This is a genomic window from Streptomyces sp. NBC_00005, assembly GCF_045160215.1.
Taxonomy (GTDB): Bacteria; Actinomycetota; Actinomycetes; order Streptomycetales; family Streptomycetaceae; genus Streptomyces.
In genome coordinates, this window is record NZ_CP108316.1 from 7,426,946 (window position 1) to 7,442,393 (window position 15,448).

The 15,448-nt window shown below is 71.2% G+C and carries 16 protein-coding genes; 7 read left to right on the top strand and 9 right to left on the bottom strand.

What is annotated here, in order from left to right; translation table 11 throughout:
- Nucleotides 1-100 precede the first annotated feature (100 nt).
- Nucleotides 101-1,105, bottom strand: coding sequence for a zinc-binding dehydrogenase (locus OG303_RS34020; protein ID WP_405873249.1), 1,005 nt, complete (start codon nt 1,103-1,105; stop codon nt 101-103).
- Nucleotides 1,102-2,262: a mandelate racemase/muconate lactonizing enzyme family protein gene (locus tag OG303_RS34025; protein ID WP_405873250.1), complete on the bottom strand. Its 1,161-nt coding sequence runs from the start codon at nt 2,260-2,262 to the stop codon at nt 1,102-1,104. Before OG303_RS34025 ends, OG303_RS34020 begins: the two co-directional genes overlap by 4 nt.
- A gap of 289 nt (nt 2,263-2,551) precedes the next feature.
- On the opposite strand from OG303_RS34025, the gene OG303_RS34030 reads away from it, so the two are divergent.
- Nucleotides 2,552-3,358 (top strand): hypothetical protein, encoded by an 807-nt coding sequence (locus OG303_RS34030; RefSeq protein WP_405873251.1) that lies wholly within the window; start codon nt 2,552-2,554, stop codon nt 3,356-3,358.
- A gap of 118 nt (nt 3,359-3,476) precedes the next feature.
- On the opposite strand, the gene OG303_RS34035 is transcribed toward OG303_RS34030, so the two are convergent.
- Nucleotides 3,477-3,914 (bottom strand): MarR family winged helix-turn-helix transcriptional regulator, encoded by a 438-nt coding sequence (locus tag OG303_RS34035; protein ID WP_405873253.1) that lies wholly within the window; start codon nt 3,912-3,914, stop codon nt 3,477-3,479.
- Nucleotides 3,915-4,014: 100 nt separating this feature from the next.
- On the opposite strand from OG303_RS34035, the gene OG303_RS34040 reads away from it, so the two are divergent.
- Entirely contained in the window at nt 4,015-5,013 is a 999-nt protein-coding gene (locus OG303_RS34040; protein WP_405873254.1) for an NADP-dependent oxidoreductase, read from the top strand.
- A gap of 97 nt (nt 5,014-5,110) precedes the next feature.
- Complete coding sequence (locus OG303_RS34045; RefSeq protein ID WP_405873255.1) at nt 5,111-5,530, top strand: organic hydroperoxide resistance protein; 420 nt, start codon at nt 5,111-5,113, stop codon at nt 5,528-5,530.
- 91 nt (nt 5,531-5,621) lie between these two features.
- On the opposite strand, the gene OG303_RS34050 is transcribed toward OG303_RS34045, so the two are convergent.
- Complete coding sequence (locus tag OG303_RS34050) at nt 5,622-6,773, bottom strand: serine hydrolase domain-containing protein (protein WP_405873256.1); 1,152 nt, start codon at nt 6,771-6,773, stop codon at nt 5,622-5,624.
- Between the two features lie 15 nt (nt 6,774-6,788).
- Nucleotides 6,789-9,338, bottom strand: a complete 2,550-nt coding sequence (locus OG303_RS34055) for a M14 family zinc carboxypeptidase (RefSeq protein ID WP_405873257.1) — start codon at nt 9,336-9,338, stop codon at nt 6,789-6,791.
- A 243-nt stretch (nt 9,339-9,581) separates the two neighbouring features.
- Between OG303_RS34055 and OG303_RS34060 the strand changes: the two genes are divergently transcribed.
- Both OG303_RS34060 and OG303_RS34065 read left to right on the top strand, forming a co-directional pair.
- Entirely contained in the window at nt 9,582-10,445 is an 864-nt protein-coding gene (locus OG303_RS34060; RefSeq protein ID WP_405873258.1) for a hypothetical protein, read from the top strand.
- A 125-nt stretch (nt 10,446-10,570) separates the two neighbouring features.
- Complete coding sequence (locus OG303_RS34065) at nt 10,571-11,374, top strand: EI24 domain-containing protein (protein WP_405873259.1); 804 nt, start codon at nt 10,571-10,573, stop codon at nt 11,372-11,374.
- Here the strand turns inward: OG303_RS34065 and OG303_RS34070 are convergent.
- From OG303_RS34070 to OG303_RS34080, 3 genes are all read right to left on the bottom strand, one after another.
- Nucleotides 11,364-12,629 (bottom strand): pyroglutamyl peptidase, encoded by a 1,266-nt coding sequence (locus tag OG303_RS34070; RefSeq protein ID WP_405873261.1) that lies wholly within the window; start codon nt 12,627-12,629, stop codon nt 11,364-11,366. The genes OG303_RS34065 and OG303_RS34070 overlap by 11 nt on opposite strands.
- 95 nt (nt 12,630-12,724) lie before the next feature.
- On the bottom strand, nt 12,725-12,991 hold the full coding sequence (locus OG303_RS34075; protein WP_405873262.1) for a hypothetical protein: 267 nt from the start codon (nt 12,989-12,991) through the stop codon (nt 12,725-12,727).
- 49 nt (nt 12,992-13,040) lie between these two features.
- Nucleotides 13,041-13,976 carry a LysR family transcriptional regulator gene (locus OG303_RS34080; RefSeq protein ID WP_405873264.1) on the bottom strand — a complete coding sequence of 312 codons (936 nt, stop codon included), beginning with the start codon at nt 13,974-13,976 and terminating at the stop codon, nt 13,041-13,043.
- 49 nt (nt 13,977-14,025) lie between these two features.
- Between OG303_RS34080 and OG303_RS34085 the strand changes: the two genes are divergently transcribed.
- On the top strand, nt 14,026-14,415 hold the full coding sequence (locus tag OG303_RS34085) for a RidA family protein (protein WP_405873265.1): 390 nt from the start codon (nt 14,026-14,028) through the stop codon (nt 14,413-14,415).
- 11 nt (nt 14,416-14,426) lie between these two features.
- Entirely contained in the window at nt 14,427-14,765 is a 339-nt protein-coding gene (locus OG303_RS34090; protein ID WP_405873266.1) for a YrdB family protein, read from the top strand.
- Between the two features lie 9 nt (nt 14,766-14,774).
- On the opposite strand, the gene OG303_RS34095 is transcribed toward OG303_RS34090, so the two are convergent.
- Nucleotides 14,775-15,353: a TetR/AcrR family transcriptional regulator gene (locus tag OG303_RS34095; RefSeq protein WP_405873267.1), complete on the bottom strand. Its 579-nt coding sequence runs from the start codon at nt 15,351-15,353 to the stop codon at nt 14,775-14,777.
- Nucleotides 15,354-15,448: the final 95 nt, after the last annotated feature.

The window sequence follows — 15,448 nt, forward strand, 5'->3', positions numbered from 1 at the left end:
CGTGTTCGATATTTCGGACGAGGTTCGCGGCTCAAGTCATGGGGGGCTTTGGTGTACGCCGGTACGGAGGCCGTCAGGTCGCCCCCGTACCGGCGTACGTCTAGGGGCGGAGCAGCACCTTGCCCACCTTCGGATCGCCGGACCCCACCAGCTCGATGGCCTGCGGGAACTCGCCGAGCGGCAGTTCGTGCGTGACCAGCGGCAGCGGATCGAGCAGACCGGCCCCGAACACCCGCACCGTGTGCGCCCAGGCGTCCGGCGGAGCCCCGAAGACGGTGTGCACTTCCAACTGCCGTACGACCAGGTCGGTCGGGTCGAGCCCCTCGGCGCCCGGCGCCGGGATGCCCGTCAGGACCAGGCGTCCGCCGCGCCTGAGCAGGGAGGCGGCGGTGCGCGCGGCGGACGCGGACCCGGCGGTCTCGATCACGACGTCGAAGTCGTCGGGGAGCTCCTGGTCCTTCGTACGGAAGTCGGTGGCGCCGAAAGCTTTCGAAAGCTCCGCCCGGTCGGGCCGCGTGCCCACCACGAGCAGCTCGGCCGGCGATCCCGCCTTCAGGAACTGAACGGCGAACATCCCGAGCGTCCCGGTGCCGACGACCGCGACCCGCTCGCCCGGCAGGGCGTTCGCCTTGAGCGCGGCGGCCGCGATGCAGGCGGCCGGCTCCAGCAGGGCGGCGGCGGTGAGGTTCGCGTCGTCCGACAGGACGTGCAGGAGACGGGCCGGGAGCGTGAGCGTGGTGGCCATCGCCCCCGGCTGGGTGAACCCGGTCTCCTCGTACCCGGCCGTGCACAGCGTGGTCTCGCCCGCGTGGCAGCGGTCGCACACCTGGCAGTTGCGGAAGCCCTCGCCGACGACCTTGCGGCCTACGAGAGTCGAAGGCACTCCGGCGCCCACGGCCTCCACCGTCCCGGACCACTCGTGGCCGGGCGTGAGCGGGTAACGGACGTACCCCTCGGGCCGGTTGCCCTGGTACACCTCGCGGTCGCTGCCACAGATGCCGACCGCGTGGACGCGGACCAGCGCCTCGCCGGCCTCCGGCTGCCGGGGCTCGTGCGAGGTCAGCCGGTGCTCGCCCGGCGCCTCGATGACGACCGCGCTGCTCACTTCTCGGTGCCCTTCGGCTTGCGCTGCTCCCAGCCCTCGGCCCACAGGTCGAACCGGGCCTGCTGCTGCGGGAATTCGGCGGCGGCGTCGACGTCAAGCTCGACACCGAGACCGGGGGCGTCGGAGAGGTGGAAGTACCCGTCGACGACCTGCGGCGCCCCCTTGACGACCTTCTTGATCTCCGCGTCCGCGAAGTCGTTGAAGTGCTCCAGGATCTTGAAGTTGGGGGAGGTGAAGCCGACCTGGAGGGAGGCGGCGGTCAGCACCGGCCCACCGACGTTGTGCGGGGCGACGAGTACGTAGTGCGCCTCGGCGGTGGCGGCCAGCTTCCGGGTCTCCCAGATGCCGCCGATGTGGCCGACGTCCGGCTGGATGATGTCGACGGCCTGGCTCTCGAACAGCTCGCGGAACTCGATGCGATCGTGAATGCGCTCACCGGTGGCGACCGGGATGTCGACCTTGGCGGCGACCTTCTCCAGCGCCTTCAGGTTCTCCGGCGGGCAGGGCTCCTCCAGCCAGGCGGGCTTGAAGGGAGCGAGCTCACGGGCCAGGCGGATCGCGGTGGCGGGGGAGAAGCGGCCGTGCATCTCCAGCATCAGCTCGGAGTCCGGCCCGATCGCGTCGCGCACGGCCTCGATCAGCGACACGGCGTACAGGGTCTGCTCGTGGTCGAGCTCGAAGTGCCCGGTCCCGAAGGGGTCGATCTTGAGCGCCTTGTACCCGCGCTCCATCACGCCCTGTGCGGCCTTGTGATACGCATCCGGCGTCCGCTCGGTGGTGTACCAGCCATTGGCGTACGCCTTGACCTTGTCGGTCACCTTGCCGCCCAGCAGCTGCCAGACGGGCACCCCGAGGGCCTTGCCCTTGATGTCCCAGCAGGCCATCTCGATCACCGCGATGCCGGACATCACGATCTCGCCGGCGCGCCCGTAGTCGCCGTACTTCATACGACGTACGAGGTCTTCCGCGGCGAACGGATCGGAGCCCAGAATGTGGTTGGACTCCGCCTCCCGCAGATAGCCGATCAGCGCATCGGTGTGGCCCAGCATCCGGGTCTCGCCGACTCCCGTGATCCCCTCGTCGGTGTGCACCTGGACGTACGTCAGGTTGCGCCACGGCGTCCCGACCACGTGTGTGCTGATTCCGGTGATGCGCACGGCAGTTGTCCCTCGCTGCTTCGACGGCTCAGTTGGTGTGTTCGAAATTTCGTCACTCGTTCGAAATGCTGGCGTGACAGTAAGGATGGGGTGGCGGGAGTGTCAATGGGTCGAACGCGTAACGGTTTCGACACGGCTTTCGACGCGCTTTTCGAAGGCGGTTTCGGTGTGATCGGGAGAGATGCCGGAGTCACGCTCAACTCGCCACGCCGGAACGGGTAGTTCCCTACACAACTTTCACAGGTGTGACTATGAACGTTACCTGTGAGGAACTTACTCTTCCCGCGTCATGGACTACTGCCACCCGTGCCGACGGCACCTGAATGGCGCCCTCGCCTGCCCGGGGTGCGGCGCACCCGTCGAGGAACTCCGCGCGCATGCGGACCAGGGCGACGCGCGTGCGCGCGCGGGTGAGCACGGGGACGGCGCGTACGACGGCCACGAGGGCTCGTACGGCCACGCGGAGAGCTCCTACGACGACGAGGGCGAAGAGGACGACGAAGGCGACGAGGACGACGGCAGGCCCGTCGGCCGGGCCGCACGCCGTGCGCAGAGCCGCGGCCGTGGGCGCGGTGGCCGGGGCGCCGAAGGGCCCGCGGGCGGTGCCAGCCGCCGCGATCGCAAAGCGGCCGCCCATCGCCGGCGCCGCCGCCGGGTGCTGCTGATCACCGCGGCCTGCGTGCTGGCGGCCGGCGGCCTCAGCCTCGCGGAGCTGGGCATGGATGCCCCCTTCTCCACCCCCAAGCCGGCCGCCGCCGGGGACGAGTCGGCGGAGGGTGCGGCGTCCTCGGAGGTGGGCGGAAAGGGCAAGTCGGGCGGCGATGGGGCGGGCACGGCGGCCGACTCCCCGTCACCCGGAGCGTCCGCGTCCCCCTCCGCCTCCAAGTCCCCGAAGAAAAAGGCGAAGAAGGACGACGACAAGACCGACAAGGACACCGAGTCGGCCACGACGGGCACGAACCCCGGCGGTGCGACCACGGCCCCGGCGGCCACGACTCCCGCCTCGTCACCGACACCGACGTCCGACCCGACGACGTCCGACCCGACCCCGGACCCGTCACCGACGTGCACGCGGTTCCTGTGGTGGTGCAGCTGAGGGCTCAGCTTCGTAGCTTCAGCCCGTCCGGCGTTTGAGGACGAGGCCGTTCAGGCCGAAGCGGGGTCTGGGGGCGGCAGCCCCCAGCGACGACGACGCCATCGCCGAGTGCCCCGACCTACGCGTCCAGCATGCGCCGTAGCAAATCCCGCAAAGACAACCGCTCCTCGTCGGACAATCCGGCCAGCGGCTCGCGCGCGAAGCGCAGTCCCTCCCGCAGCTCCCGGGCGACCCGCCGCCCCTCGTCCGTCGCCGCCGCCAGCTTCACGCGCCGGTCCGCCGGGTCCGGGCGGCGCTCGACCAGCCCCCGGGACTCCAGCCGGTCCACGATCCCCGTGACGTTCGACGGCTCGCACTTCAGCTTCTGGGCCAGCTTCCGCATCGGTAGCGGCTCCAGTGAGAGCAGGCTCAGCAGCCGCGCCTGCGCTCCGGTCAGCGTGTGCTCGCCCGCGGCCTCCTCGTAGTCCGCGTAGAAGCGGGCCACGACGTCGCCGATGAGCTCGACGACCTCCATGGTGAGGGCGTCGGGGCGGCGTGCCTTCTGTGGGGTGGACATGGGTCCAGGGTACCCCGTTACTTGACATCCTGAAATATTCAGTCGCATGGTTGTTTCAGGTACTGAAATATTTTCCCCCACGCTTGGAAAGGCGCTTGTCATGATCAACCGCGAATGGCACCTGCTCAGCCGCCCCGTCGGCTGGCCGAAGCCCGAGGACTTCGCCCTGGTCGAGACCGAGGTCCCGGCACCGGGTGAGGGTCAGGTGCTGGTCCGGAACAAGTACCTCTCCGTCGACCCGTACATGCGCGGCCGCATGAGCGCCGCGAAGTCGTACGTCGCTCCCTTCGAGCTCGGCAAGGTCATGCAGGGCGGTGCGGTCGGCGAGGTCGTCGCCTCCAACGCCGAGGGCGTGGCCGTCGGGGACCACGTCCTGCACTTCTTCGGCTGGCGCGAGCTCGCGATCGTGGACGCGAAGAACGCCGTCAAGGTCGACCCGGAGGCCGCGCCGCTGAGCACGTACCTCGGTGTGCTCGGCATGACGGGCCTCACGGCGTACGCGGGTCTGCTGCGGGTCGGCGCCTTCAAGGAGGGCGACGCGGTCTTCGTCTCCGGCGCGGCCGGTGCGGTGGGCAGCCAGGTCGGCCAGATCGCCAAGCTCAAGGGCGCCTCGCGGGTCATCGGCTCCGCCGGCTCCGACGAGAAGGTCAAGATCCTCGTGGAGGAGTACGGCTTCGACGCTGCCTTCAACTACAAGAACGGCCCGGTCTGGGAGCAGCTCAAGGCCGCCGCCCCGGACGGAATCGACGTCTACTTCGACAACGTCGGCGGCGAGCACCTCGAGGCCGCGATCGGCGCGCTCAACCTGGGCGGCCGGGCCGTGATCTGCGGCATGATCTCGCAGTACAACTCGACCGAGCCGACCCCCGGCCCGCGCAACATGGTCAAGATCCTGCAGAACCGCCTCCGTGTCGAGGGCGTTCTCGTGGGTGACCACTACGACCTGCAGCCCGAGTTCGTCCGGGAGGTCGGCCCCTGGGTCGCCTCGGGTGAGCTGAAGTACCGCGAGACGGTCGTCGAGGGCATCGAGAACAACCTGGAGGCCTTCCTCGGCGTCCTGCGCGGCGACAACACCGGGAAGATGATCGTCAAGCTGTAGCTCTTCCTCGCTATTTCCGACATGCGGTAACTTCTTTCCGAAACCGTCGTCGATCGTGGGCGCGAGTCGGCGGCGGACCGAGGAGGAAGACAACCGCATGTCCATCCAGCAGTCCGACGTCCTGTACACCGCCGTCGCCACCGCCGAGAACGGTCGCGACGGCCGGGTCGCCACCGACGACGGCAGGCTCGACGTCGTCGTCAACCCGCCCAAGGAGATGGGCGGCAACGGCGAGGGCACCAACCCCGAGCAGCTGTTCGCGGCCGGCTACAGCGCCTGCTTCCAGGGCGCGTTGGGCGTCGTCGCCCGCCAGGAGCAGGCCGACGTCTCCGGTTCGACGGTCACCGCGAAGGTCGGCATCGGCAGGAACGACGACGGCTTCGGCATCATCGTCGAGATCTCGGCCGAGATCCCGAACGTCGACGCGGAGACGGCCAAGGGCCTCCTCGAGAAGGCCCACCAGGTCTGCCCGTACTCGAAGGCGACTCGTGGCAACATCACCGTGACGCTCGTCTGACGTCGCTCGTTGCGTACGACGGAGGCCGCACCCTAGGACGTGGGGTGCGGCCTCTGTCGTACGGCGAACAGGTGGTCGTCGCGCGATCGGGTCAGACGGTCAGTGCCGCCGTGTGCACCGCCTTCACCAGCCGCTCGTTCTCCGGCGCCGCCCCGCCCGGGAAGGCGCAGCGCCGTCGGGTGTAGCCGTACGCCAGTCCGCTGCGCGGGTCCGCGAACGCCTGCGAGCCGCCCGCCCCGGAGTGCCCGAACGTCCCCGCGCCCAGGAACGGGTACCAGGCGTCGGCCGTCGCCTGGAAGCCGAGCCCGAAGGCCCGGTGGGTGCGGGTGACCAGGTCGTACCCGGCGGAGTGGATCTGCCCGACCTCGGCGACGGTGTCCGGCTTCAGCAGCGGCGGCCGCCCGGCCACTTCGCTGATCGCCGCCGCGTACATCCCGGCGAGCCCGCGCGCGGCGGCCACGCCGCCCGCCGAGGCCGGGCCCTTGGCGCGCACGGTACGGGAGTTGGCGTGGTCCACCAGTTCCCCCGGCTCGGGCACATGGGTGTTGAACGCGATCGAGGCGAGCGTGTGCGGCCCTGTCGGCGTCGCGTCCAGCGCGGCCTGCTGCTTCGGCGTCGGAGCCATCGGCTGCACGGACCGGAAGCGGGGCTCCAGCGCCTCGGGCAGTCCAAGGAAGAAGTCCAGGCCGTACGGCGCCCGCACCCGCTCCTCGTAGATCTCCTGGAGGGTGCGGCCGGTGGCCCGGCGTACGACCTCGCCGGCGAGCGCGCCGATGACCAGCGCGTGGTAGCCGAAGGCCGTGCCCGGACGCCAGAACGGCCGCTGGTCGGCGAGCCGTTCGGCGATGGCGCGGTCGTCGGCCAGCTCCGCCCGGGTGAATCCGGCGTCGAGCCCGATCAGCCCCGCGCGGTGCGCGATCAGGTCGCGCAGCGTCAGCGTCGCCTTGCCCTCCGCCCCGAACTCCGGCCAGTAGTAGGTCACTTTGCGGTCCGGTTCGAGCGTGCCGTCCTGCACGAGGAGCGCGACGACCATGTGGGCGGCGCCCTTGGTCGACGAGAACACGCCGTAGAGGGACTCGGCGTCGTTGCCGTCCCCGGCCCACAGGTCGACGACCCTGCGGCCGTGCACGTAGGCGCACAACTGCCCCTCGTAGTCGGGCAGTTCCCCCGACACGAACGCGGCGAACTCCTCGCGCACCGCCTCGAAGCCGTCCGCGACGGTGCCGTGGATCTCCTTCGTCATCCGTACTCCTCGATCTCAGCCGCTGCTCGCGTGTGCCATGGTGATCAACGCTCGTCCGACCTGCGGGAGTTCCCCCTTCGGGTGGTCCCGGAAAAGCGGCTCCGTGCCGAACAGGACGGCATGCGGGCCGCTGACGACCGAGGCCCGGCCCGCCGCGGCGGCCGGACCTCCCGAGCCGTCGTCGAGCGGCCTCCAGTGCCCGGAGACGAGCGGACTGCCCGTCGCGTACGACTGCTCCACCCGCACCCCGGGACCGACGTCCGTGAACCACACCGGTGCATAGACGAAACCGTAGTCCGGGGCACCGGCGGTCACCGGCCCCGAATTCACCACCCGCACCACGCCGTTGGCGTCCCCGTTGCCCTCGACGGGCTTCACCGCGAGCAGCCCGGCCGCCGAGTTGAGGGCCGCGCCGGTGGCGCCACGGCCGACGAAGCCGTGACCGGCGGCCAGGAAGGCGTCGAGGGCGCCGCGCGCGGCCTCGGTGAGGTCGTCGCGGTCGAGACCGGCCGACACGAACAGCACGTCCGCCGTGGACCAGTCGAAGCCCGCGTTGAGGATGTCCGTCGAGACCGGCGTGACCTCGAAGTTCATCTCCCGCAGCGCGAAGAGCTCGCCCGGGGTGACGGCGGCGGCCACGCGGACCCGGTGCAGTGCGCCCGTGCCCGTGGTCTTCGTCGCGTCGAAGGCCACGTCGTACGTCTTCGCCGCCGTCGCTGCCAGGTCACGCGCGGACGACGGCACGATCGCGCTGCCGTCAGCGGACCGCCGTACCGGAACACCTTGCTGGAGAAGGGAGTTGAGAGCCCCGAACTCCTGGGGGTCGTCGAGACGCAGACGCAGGGTGCCGTGCGGGGCGACGTATCCGACGGGTGTGGCGGCCGGGACGGGGTGCAGCGGGACGCCGGTGAGGTTCCCGCCGGGCACGGCCCGGACCGTGGCGCCCCACAGGCGCCCGAGACTCCAGCCCGAGATGTCGTACGTCACCGACACCTTGTCGCTGATGTCCCGCCCGTCCGCGAGGAGGACATTGGCGAGCCCCCGCTTGGGCTGGTGCAGGTCGACGACGTACGAGCCCTTCGCGTACGACCGGCCGCCGAGCCGGAAGGCGCTGCTCGCGCGGTCGACGCGCACGTCGTTGGCGATCAGGTGGTCGACGAGGCGGGCGGCGGCGGTGGCCGAGCGCTGGGAGCCGGCGCCCGCCGGGATGACGTACGCGCGCGGGAAGGCCGTCGTGTAGACGTCCTCCGGACCGATGCCCGGGACGCCCGGGACGGTCTCGGACGACACCGGTACCTGCTTCGCGCCCGCTGCCCCGCGCCGGAACTCCTCGATCTGGTCGGCGATCAGGGAGGTGCGGTGGGTGTGCACGAAGTCGAGGGTCGAGCGGAGGGCCGCGCCCGCGACGTCCACGTTGATCGCGGACCGGCGGCGCAACTCGGCGACCGGCAGGGTGTCGTAGGCGTCGTTGTTCACGGTCATCGGGATCTCCACCGTGTGCGCGGCGACCGTGCCGTGGAAGGCCGCGTACTGCGGGGTGAAGATCGGCGGCCAGTCGTCCCAGCCCTCCTGCTGGTCGCGGAAGGGGATCTGCGCGGGCTCGACGCCGTCCTTCGCCGGCGTGTAGCCGAGGCCGTTGACGGCGGCCTCCATGCCGAGCGCGTTGGCGTAGGTGTTCTTCAGGAAGAGGTCGTATTCGTAGTTCTCGCCGTGGGGCGGGGTGGTCGGCTCGATGAGGGTGCCGTTGACGTAGCCGTGCAGGTCGAGCATGACGGCCGGCTGCTTGTCGATCTCGATCTGCCGCATGGCCCGCACCTCGGGCTGCGAGGCGGTCACGAAGTCCCGGTTCAGATCGAAGCCGTTGGCGTTCGCGCGCGTTCCGGCGATACGGCCGTCCGGGTTCGCGGTGATGTTGAAGTAGAGGCGGGTGCGGTCGAGGAGGTCCTCGGTCTTCGAGTCCTTGGCGGTCGCGAGCTGCTCGATGAGCGCCAGGGAGGCGTCGGTGCCCTCCCACTCGTTGCCGTGGATGTTGTTGTTGAAGAAGACGGGGGCCTTGTAACTCGCCTTGATCTCGGGAGACTTGGCGGCCGTGGCCGGCGCGTTCTCGATGAGTTCGCGCATCCGCTCCTGGGCGCGGGCCGCGCGGTCGCTCTCCGGGGCCGTGACGGTGACCAGGTAGAGCCGGTGTCCGCCGGCCGAACGGCCCGTGATCTCGACGCTCACCCGGTCGCCGAGCCGCTGCAGCGCGTTCAGCTTCGGGGCGATGGCGTGGTACGGGGTCAGGCCGAGTTTGATGGACTTGTCGGCCGGGTTCTCGGGGTCGGGGGAGAGGGTCTGCCGGCGGGGGTAGCCGCGGCCGGCGTCGAGGGCAGGGGTCTCGGTGGCGAGGGCTCGCTGTGCCGCGCTCGCGGGGGTCCGGGCGGCGTGGTGGTCCAGGGGCGAGCCCTCCCGGACGGGTGGCTCGGGGCGGGCGTCGGCGGCGTAGGGGGTGAGCAGGAACGAGGCGGTCAGGGCGAGGGTGGCGATCAGTGCGGGTCTCGCAAGGACGGTTCTCGTGGTGCGCACGCGTACCTCCTCCGGGGCTTCCTGAGATCGGTACGGCGAGATGTACCTGTTCGACTCAACCGCAACAAGAGGCAGTTCGCGTCATGGATGCTCCGGGTGGCGTATCGCCGCGACGGCGGGCGAGGGTGGCCGAGTGGGCCGGCGGGGGAGACCCGAGCGGGCAGGCGGGGCAGACGCGGCCGGGCAGAAGGGGGCATGCTGAGGGCGACCGCCGGCCGCCGAACCGTGAGCCGAGGAGTGCCCATGGCTACGATCCCTTCGCTCCCCAGCAGGGACGACGTGCTGCGCATGGCACGCAACACGACCGACATCACCGGCCAGCTCCTGGACACGGCCCAGAACATCACCAGGATCGCGATCAACACCTTCGACCCCCGGGACGGCTCGGGCGCCGAGGTGTTGCGCGTGCTGCGCGAGACCACCGCGGAACTGGCCGAGGCGAGCGCGTCACCACAGGCCCAGGAGGCCTTCTACCGGATCGTCGACACCCTCACCCGGCTGGGCACCAGCGGGGCGCCGCTTGCCGTGCATCCGGTGAGCGAACCTGCGCAGGCCCTGCTGACGGCGCTCGGCGACAGCCTGCTCCCCGTGCTGGATGCGGTCGAGCCGGCCGTCGCGGAGTTCGCGGACGCCCTCGGCGACCTGGTCGAGGCGACGTCCCCGCTGCTGCCCGCGACGGCGGGCGTGGCCGCGGGGGCGCTGCTCGCGGTGACGCCGGTGCTGCGGGCCGCGGCGGACGTACTGCGCGAGTCCTCGCCCGAACTCCGGCGCGTCGCCGACGCGTTGACGGCCGCGCTGGCTCCGCTGATGCCGCTCCAGGTCGCCCTGGCGGAGCGCGCCGCGGCCGCCGGAGCGGGCGTGGTCCGCGCGACACTGCCACCGCTGGCCGACCTCACGGAGGCGGCCGCGGCGGCGGCGAAGGCGGCACGGCCGGTACTGATCGCGGGAGAGGAACTGGTGGTCTCCACCCTGGAGCAGCTCCAGCCCTTGCTGTTGGCTGCGGCGTTCCGTGCGGGGCGGGTGGCGAGGTCGGCGGCGGTACGGGTGAGCGCGGCTGTTTCACCGGCGGCGGAGCAGGGGGTCGTGGTGGCCGTTACGCCGGTGTAGCGCCCGGCGCTGAGGGTGCCGTCGTGCTGAGGGCTGCCGCCCCCAGACCCCCGCTTCGGCCCTGAACGGGCCTCGTCCTCAAACGCCGGACGGGCTGAAAGGACCCGGCCCGATAAAGTTCCCCCATGCGAGATCTTGGGGCGGGCTTCACATACCTCCTGCAGGGCCAGCGATGGGTGGCCAGGCACGGCAAGCAGTACGGCTTCGGCCTACTGCCAGGCCTGATAACCCTCGTCCTCTACGCGGCAGCGCTCACCGCACTCGCCCTCTGGGGCGAGGACGCCGTCGCCTGGGCGACCCCCTTCGCCGACGACTGGTCGAGCCCATGGCAGGGCCTCTTCCGCGGCTTCCTCACCGCCGTCCTCTTCGCCCTCGGCCTGCTCCTCTCCGTCGTCACCTTCACCGCGGTCACGCTCCTGGTCGGCCAGCCCTTCTACGAGAACCTCTCCGAGAAGGTCGACCGTGACGTCTCCCCGGACGGCACCGCCCCCGAGTCCGGCCTCCCCCTCTGGCGCGAGCTGTGGATCTCTGCGCGCGACAGCCTCCGCATCGTCGTCCGCGCCGCGCTCTGGGGCATCCTGCTCTTCGCGCTGGGCTTCGTCCCCGTCGTCGGGCAGACGCTGATCCCAGTGATCGGCTTCTTCGTCACCGGGTTCTTCCTCACCGAGGAACTGGCCGCCGTGGCCCTCCAGCGCCGCGGCATCGACCTGCGCGCCCGCCTCACCCTGCTCCGTTCCCGCAGGGCCCTGGTCTGGGGTTTCGGCACACCGCTGGCCGTGGCCTTCGTGGTCCCGTTCGTGGCGGTCTTCCTGATGCCGGGCGCGGTCGCGGGCGCGACGCTGCTCGCCCGGGAACTGATCGGCGAGGAGATCGACGAGGGCGAGGCCGTCGCCGCCGGGGAACCGGAGGACGAGGACATCACTTCCTGACCGGCGTACCCGCCTCGATCGCCACGGTCAGGATCGCCCGCACCTGCGCGATGATGTCCCGCCGGTTCTGCAGGAACTCCGGGTCCGTGACCTTCCCGGTCGCCGGATCGGTGTTGCCCGTCCCGAACTGCAGGACCGGCGTGTGCACATGGCCGCCCGGCAGGCTGTCGTGCAGCCCGAGCCGGTCCCGCAGCAGCGTCGCCCGGTAGGCGATCTCGTTGGAGAGGTAGTCGCCGCCGCCACCCGCCCGCGCGGTCGAGCCGGGGGTCGGCCCGTCCGGCCGTACGACGGCATCGGTGCCGCCCGCCGGGATCTCGGTCACCTCCGTGTGGTCGTACACCGGGAACCGTCCCGTGTCCGCGGCCACGATCTCCTTGTACGGCAGGGTCGTCGACGTCCACTGCGGCTGCGAGGCCGGGCCGGTGACCGGGACGGTCTCCGTCCTGCTGACGTTGTCGTTGTCCGGGAACCCGCCCCGCCAGGCCCCGTTGGTCCGCTCCACGTCGAACCGCCCGACCCGCCCCTGGCTCACGGTCGTGAAGAGATCCACCTTCTTCAGATACGGCCGCAGCGTGCGCTCCACGGTCCCCTCCGCGAAGTCCTGCCAGCGCACCGGGAACACCACCGTCTCGACCCGCGCGGGCCCGTGCGCCGTCTGGATCACCGTGCCGTCGAGGGCGAGCGCGGTGGCCCCGGAGGGGTTGGAGATCCGGATGTCCCGGTCGAGCGTGAACGGATCGAAGCCGGTGACGAGGACTCGCCCGAGCTTCTTGCCGTGCGGGTAGCGGACCTCGGTCTGCCCCCGCGACGTCCGCTCCAACTCATCCAGCAGCGCCGTCCGTTGAGCATCGCTGAGCCCGAACTCCGGCTCCCAGGTGCGCACTTCCCGCGTCATCCCGAGCCGGGCCCAGTACAGCGGCCGGTCGTCGTCCCGAGCCAGGTCCCCGCCCGCCGGGCCGCGCCCCTGCGCCCGTTCGACCGCCCGCCGCCACAGCGCGGACCCCTCGTGCATCACGGTCCGCCGTGCCGCCGCGTAGGAGTGCACCGCGTCCAACTCCCGGGCCAGCCGAGGCGCCACGACGTCGAACCCGGACCGCTGGAGGATCTCCTGGGGCGCGGCCTTGTCCAGGCGCTGTTCCTCGACGGTGGGGGAGGGGGCCGTATCGGCCGCGCTCGCCGTGGCGGGGGCGGTGAGCCCTGCCGCCAGGGCCAGTCCTAGGACGCCGATCCGAACACGAACAGGTAGGGAGGTCACGGCAGTTCAGGTCCTTCCGTCGCTGTGGGGAAGCGTGGTGCGGGACGGCCGCAGTATCGCGTGACGGAAGTGGTCTACGCCATGGTGCCGGTGTGTCAGGTGGGCATCATCAGCGCGAGGAGCGCGGCCAGCGGAACCGCCTGGAACAGGGCTGCTCCCCGCAACCGGGCGCACCACAGCACCACCCCGACGGCCGCCACCACCCCGCACACCGTGCCCAGTTCGGCGAACGGCGGATCGTACGGCTGCTCGTCGAAGTTCGCCGCCCACCCGGTCATCCCGGCCACGAGCCATCCGTAGCCCACGACAAGGAAGTCGAGGGGCAGGAGCGCGATCACCGCGACGGTGTTTCTCCACCTCATGCGGCTCATCGTCGACTCCGGGGGTGGCCGGGCGCCTGAGTACGCGTACCTACCCCGGGATACGGGCCGCCGCCTCCCGCAGCGCCGCCACGAACACCTCCACCGCCGGTGCCGACGACCGCCCCCGCGCCGTCGCCGCGTACACCGCCCGCGCCGGAGCCCCCTCGTCCAGCACCGGCAGCAGTGCGACGTCCGGGCGTACGGACTCGGCCGCCAGGGCGGGGACCAGAGTGACTCCCAAGCCTGCCGCGACGTACCCCTGCTTGGCCGTCCACTCGCCGACGACGTGCGTCACGCGCGGACGGAAACCCTGGCGCAGGGCCGCGTCCAGGAGAGTTCCCTCGGGGCGGGAACTGCCGGAGATCCAGTCGGCGTCGGCGAGTTGACCGAGCCGCACCGGGTCCTCCCGGCCGGCGAGGGGGTGGTCGGCCGGGACGGCGACGTACAGCGACTCGTCGAGGAGGTGGTGCAGTTCGTACGACTCCAGGGGCGCGCGGCCGGTCGTCGAGACGACCGCCAGGTCGAGGTGGCCCGCGGTCAGCCGGTCCAGGAGCCCGGGGGTGAGACCCTCCTCGCGGGAGAGCCGGACGCCGGGGTGGCGGGCGCGGAACGCGGCCAGGGCGTGCGGCACCAGCGCCGCGTCGGCCGTGGCGAACGCCCCGAACCGCAGCCGCCCGCCCGCCACTTGGCGCAGTGCGGCCAGTTCGCGCACGGCGCCGTGCAGCGTCTCGGCGACGGTCTCCGCGTGCGGGACGAGCACCCGGCCGGCCTCCGTGAGCCGCACACCGCGCGGCAGCCGGTCGAAGAGCGGCGCACCGCCCAACGCCGCCTCCAGCGAGGAGACCTGCCGCGACACCGCGGACTGCGTCCAGCCGAGCGCCCGCGCGGCCACCGTGAACGAACCGTGCCGTGCGACCTCCAGGAACACCCGCAGCCAGACGGTGGAGAGGTCCGGCTCGCGATGCGAATGTGGCATGTCAGCCATGCTAGACATTCGCTTGTCGCATCGCACACGCAGACCTAGCGTCGACGGCATGCAGATCACCGTGGGCAGTCCCGCTTCCGCACCACAGCCGCTGAGCCCCTACTACTCCCAGGTCGCCCGTGTCGAACACGCCGACGGCAGCGCCCTGTTGTTCCTCTCGGGGCAGATCGCCGAGGGTGCCACCCTTGCCGAGCAGACGCGCGGGGTGTTCGAGACCATCGACGCCCTGCTGAAGGCGCACGGAGCGACGCTGGCGGACGTCATCAACATCCGCACCTACCTCACCGACATCACGAGGCTCGACGCCTACGGTTCCGTGCGGCGCGAGTTCCTGACGGGCACCCCGCCGACCAGCATGACCTTCGAGGTGCCCCGGCTGTTCAGGCCGGAGGCCCTGGTGGAGATCGAAGTCGTGGCGGCGGTACCGGCCGGCAGGTGATACTGCCGCACGTGAAGACAGCGAAGGCAGCGAACCTGGGCGTACTCTTCCTCATCGAACTCGGCGCCCTCGCCGCCGTCGGCCACTGGGGCTTCACCCGCGATGTGTCGACCCCGCTCACCTGGCTGCTGGGCCTCGGCGCCCCGGTCGTACTGATCGCGCTGTGGGCGCTGTTCGGCTCGCAGAAGGCGTCGTACAAGACCCGTGGCGCGGTCCGCGTCGGCTTCGAACTGCTGTGGTTCGGGGCCGGGGTGGCCGCGCTGTTCGTCGCCGGGGCCGTGAGCTGGGCCATCGCCTTCGCCGCCGTCTGCGCGGTGAGCAAGACCCTCGCCGTCATCTGGCGCCAGTAGCGGGGGAGTTCAGCTCTCCTCGCCCAGCAGCGCCAGGAAGTCCCGGAACGCGCCCGGCATGTCCACCGACTCCGGGTCCAGCAGCCACTGGTACTGCAGGCCGTCCATCACCGCGACCAGGAGGGGGGCGGTGCGTTCCGGGGTGAGCCCGTTCGGCAGCCGCTCGCCGTACTCGGCGCGCAGCACCGCCGCCATGCTCTCCCGCACCTGCCGGTAGCGGTCGGTGAAGTACGTCCGCGCCGGATGCCCCTCCGTGACGCTCTCGCCCAGCAGCGCCGAGAAGGTCTGGATGATGCCGGGCCGCATCGCGTTGTACTCGACCAGCGAGGCCAGCAGGTCGACCCGCCACTGGGAGTCTGGCACCGCGTCCCACTGGTCGCGCTCCTCGAGCACGGCGACGAGCAGCGCGTCCTTGGTCGGGAAGTGGTGCAGCAGCCCCTGCTGGGTGAGCCCCACGCGCTCCGCGACCGCGGCCAGGCTGGCACCCCGGTAACCGCGCTCGGCGATCACCTCCAGCGCCGCCCGGACTATCTCCGCGCGCCGTTCCTCGCTCCTGACCCTGGCGTTCATGGCGTCACCGTACGGCATCCCCGTACCGCAAATATTACGGCACGATAACGAAACCTACCGCGTTACAGGTAACGGGTGCACGATGGGTCCCAGGACGACATCACTCGACGAGG

What these genes read in the sequence shown, in the direction of transcription:
- OG303_RS34030 (WP_405873251.1), top strand. Translation starts at nt 2,552, where the DNA reads ATGGACTACTGCCACCCGTGCCGACGGCACCTGAATGGCGCCCTCGCC.
- OG303_RS34035 (WP_405873253.1), bottom strand. Translation starts at nt 3,914, where the DNA reads ATGTCCACCCCACAGAAGGCACGCCGCCCCGACGCCCTCACCATGGAG.
- OG303_RS34040 (WP_405873254.1), top strand. Translation starts at nt 4,015, where the DNA reads ATGATCAACCGCGAATGGCACCTGCTCAGCCGCCCCGTCGGCTGGCCG.
- OG303_RS34045 (WP_405873255.1), top strand. Translation starts at nt 5,111, where the DNA reads ATGTCCATCCAGCAGTCCGACGTCCTGTACACCGCCGTCGCCACCGCC.
- OG303_RS34050 (WP_405873256.1), bottom strand. Translation starts at nt 6,773, where the DNA reads ATGACGAAGGAGATCCACGGCACCGTCGCGGACGGCTTCGAGGCGGTG.
- OG303_RS34060 (WP_405873258.1), top strand. Translation starts at nt 9,582, where the DNA reads ATGGCTACGATCCCTTCGCTCCCCAGCAGGGACGACGTGCTGCGCATG.
- OG303_RS34065 (WP_405873259.1), top strand. Translation starts at nt 10,571, where the DNA reads ATGCGAGATCTTGGGGCGGGCTTCACATACCTCCTGCAGGGCCAGCGA.
- OG303_RS34075 (WP_405873262.1), bottom strand. Translation starts at nt 12,991, where the DNA reads ATGAGGTGGAGAAACACCGTCGCGGTGATCGCGCTCCTGCCCCTCGAC.
- OG303_RS34080 (WP_405873264.1), bottom strand. Translation starts at nt 13,976, where the DNA reads ATGGCTGACATGCCACATTCGCATCGCGAGCCGGACCTCTCCACCGTC.
- OG303_RS34085 (WP_405873265.1), top strand. Translation starts at nt 14,026, where the DNA reads ATGCAGATCACCGTGGGCAGTCCCGCTTCCGCACCACAGCCGCTGAGC.
- OG303_RS34095 (WP_405873267.1), bottom strand. Translation starts at nt 15,353, where the DNA reads ATGCCGTACGGTGACGCCATGAACGCCAGGGTCAGGAGCGAGGAACGG.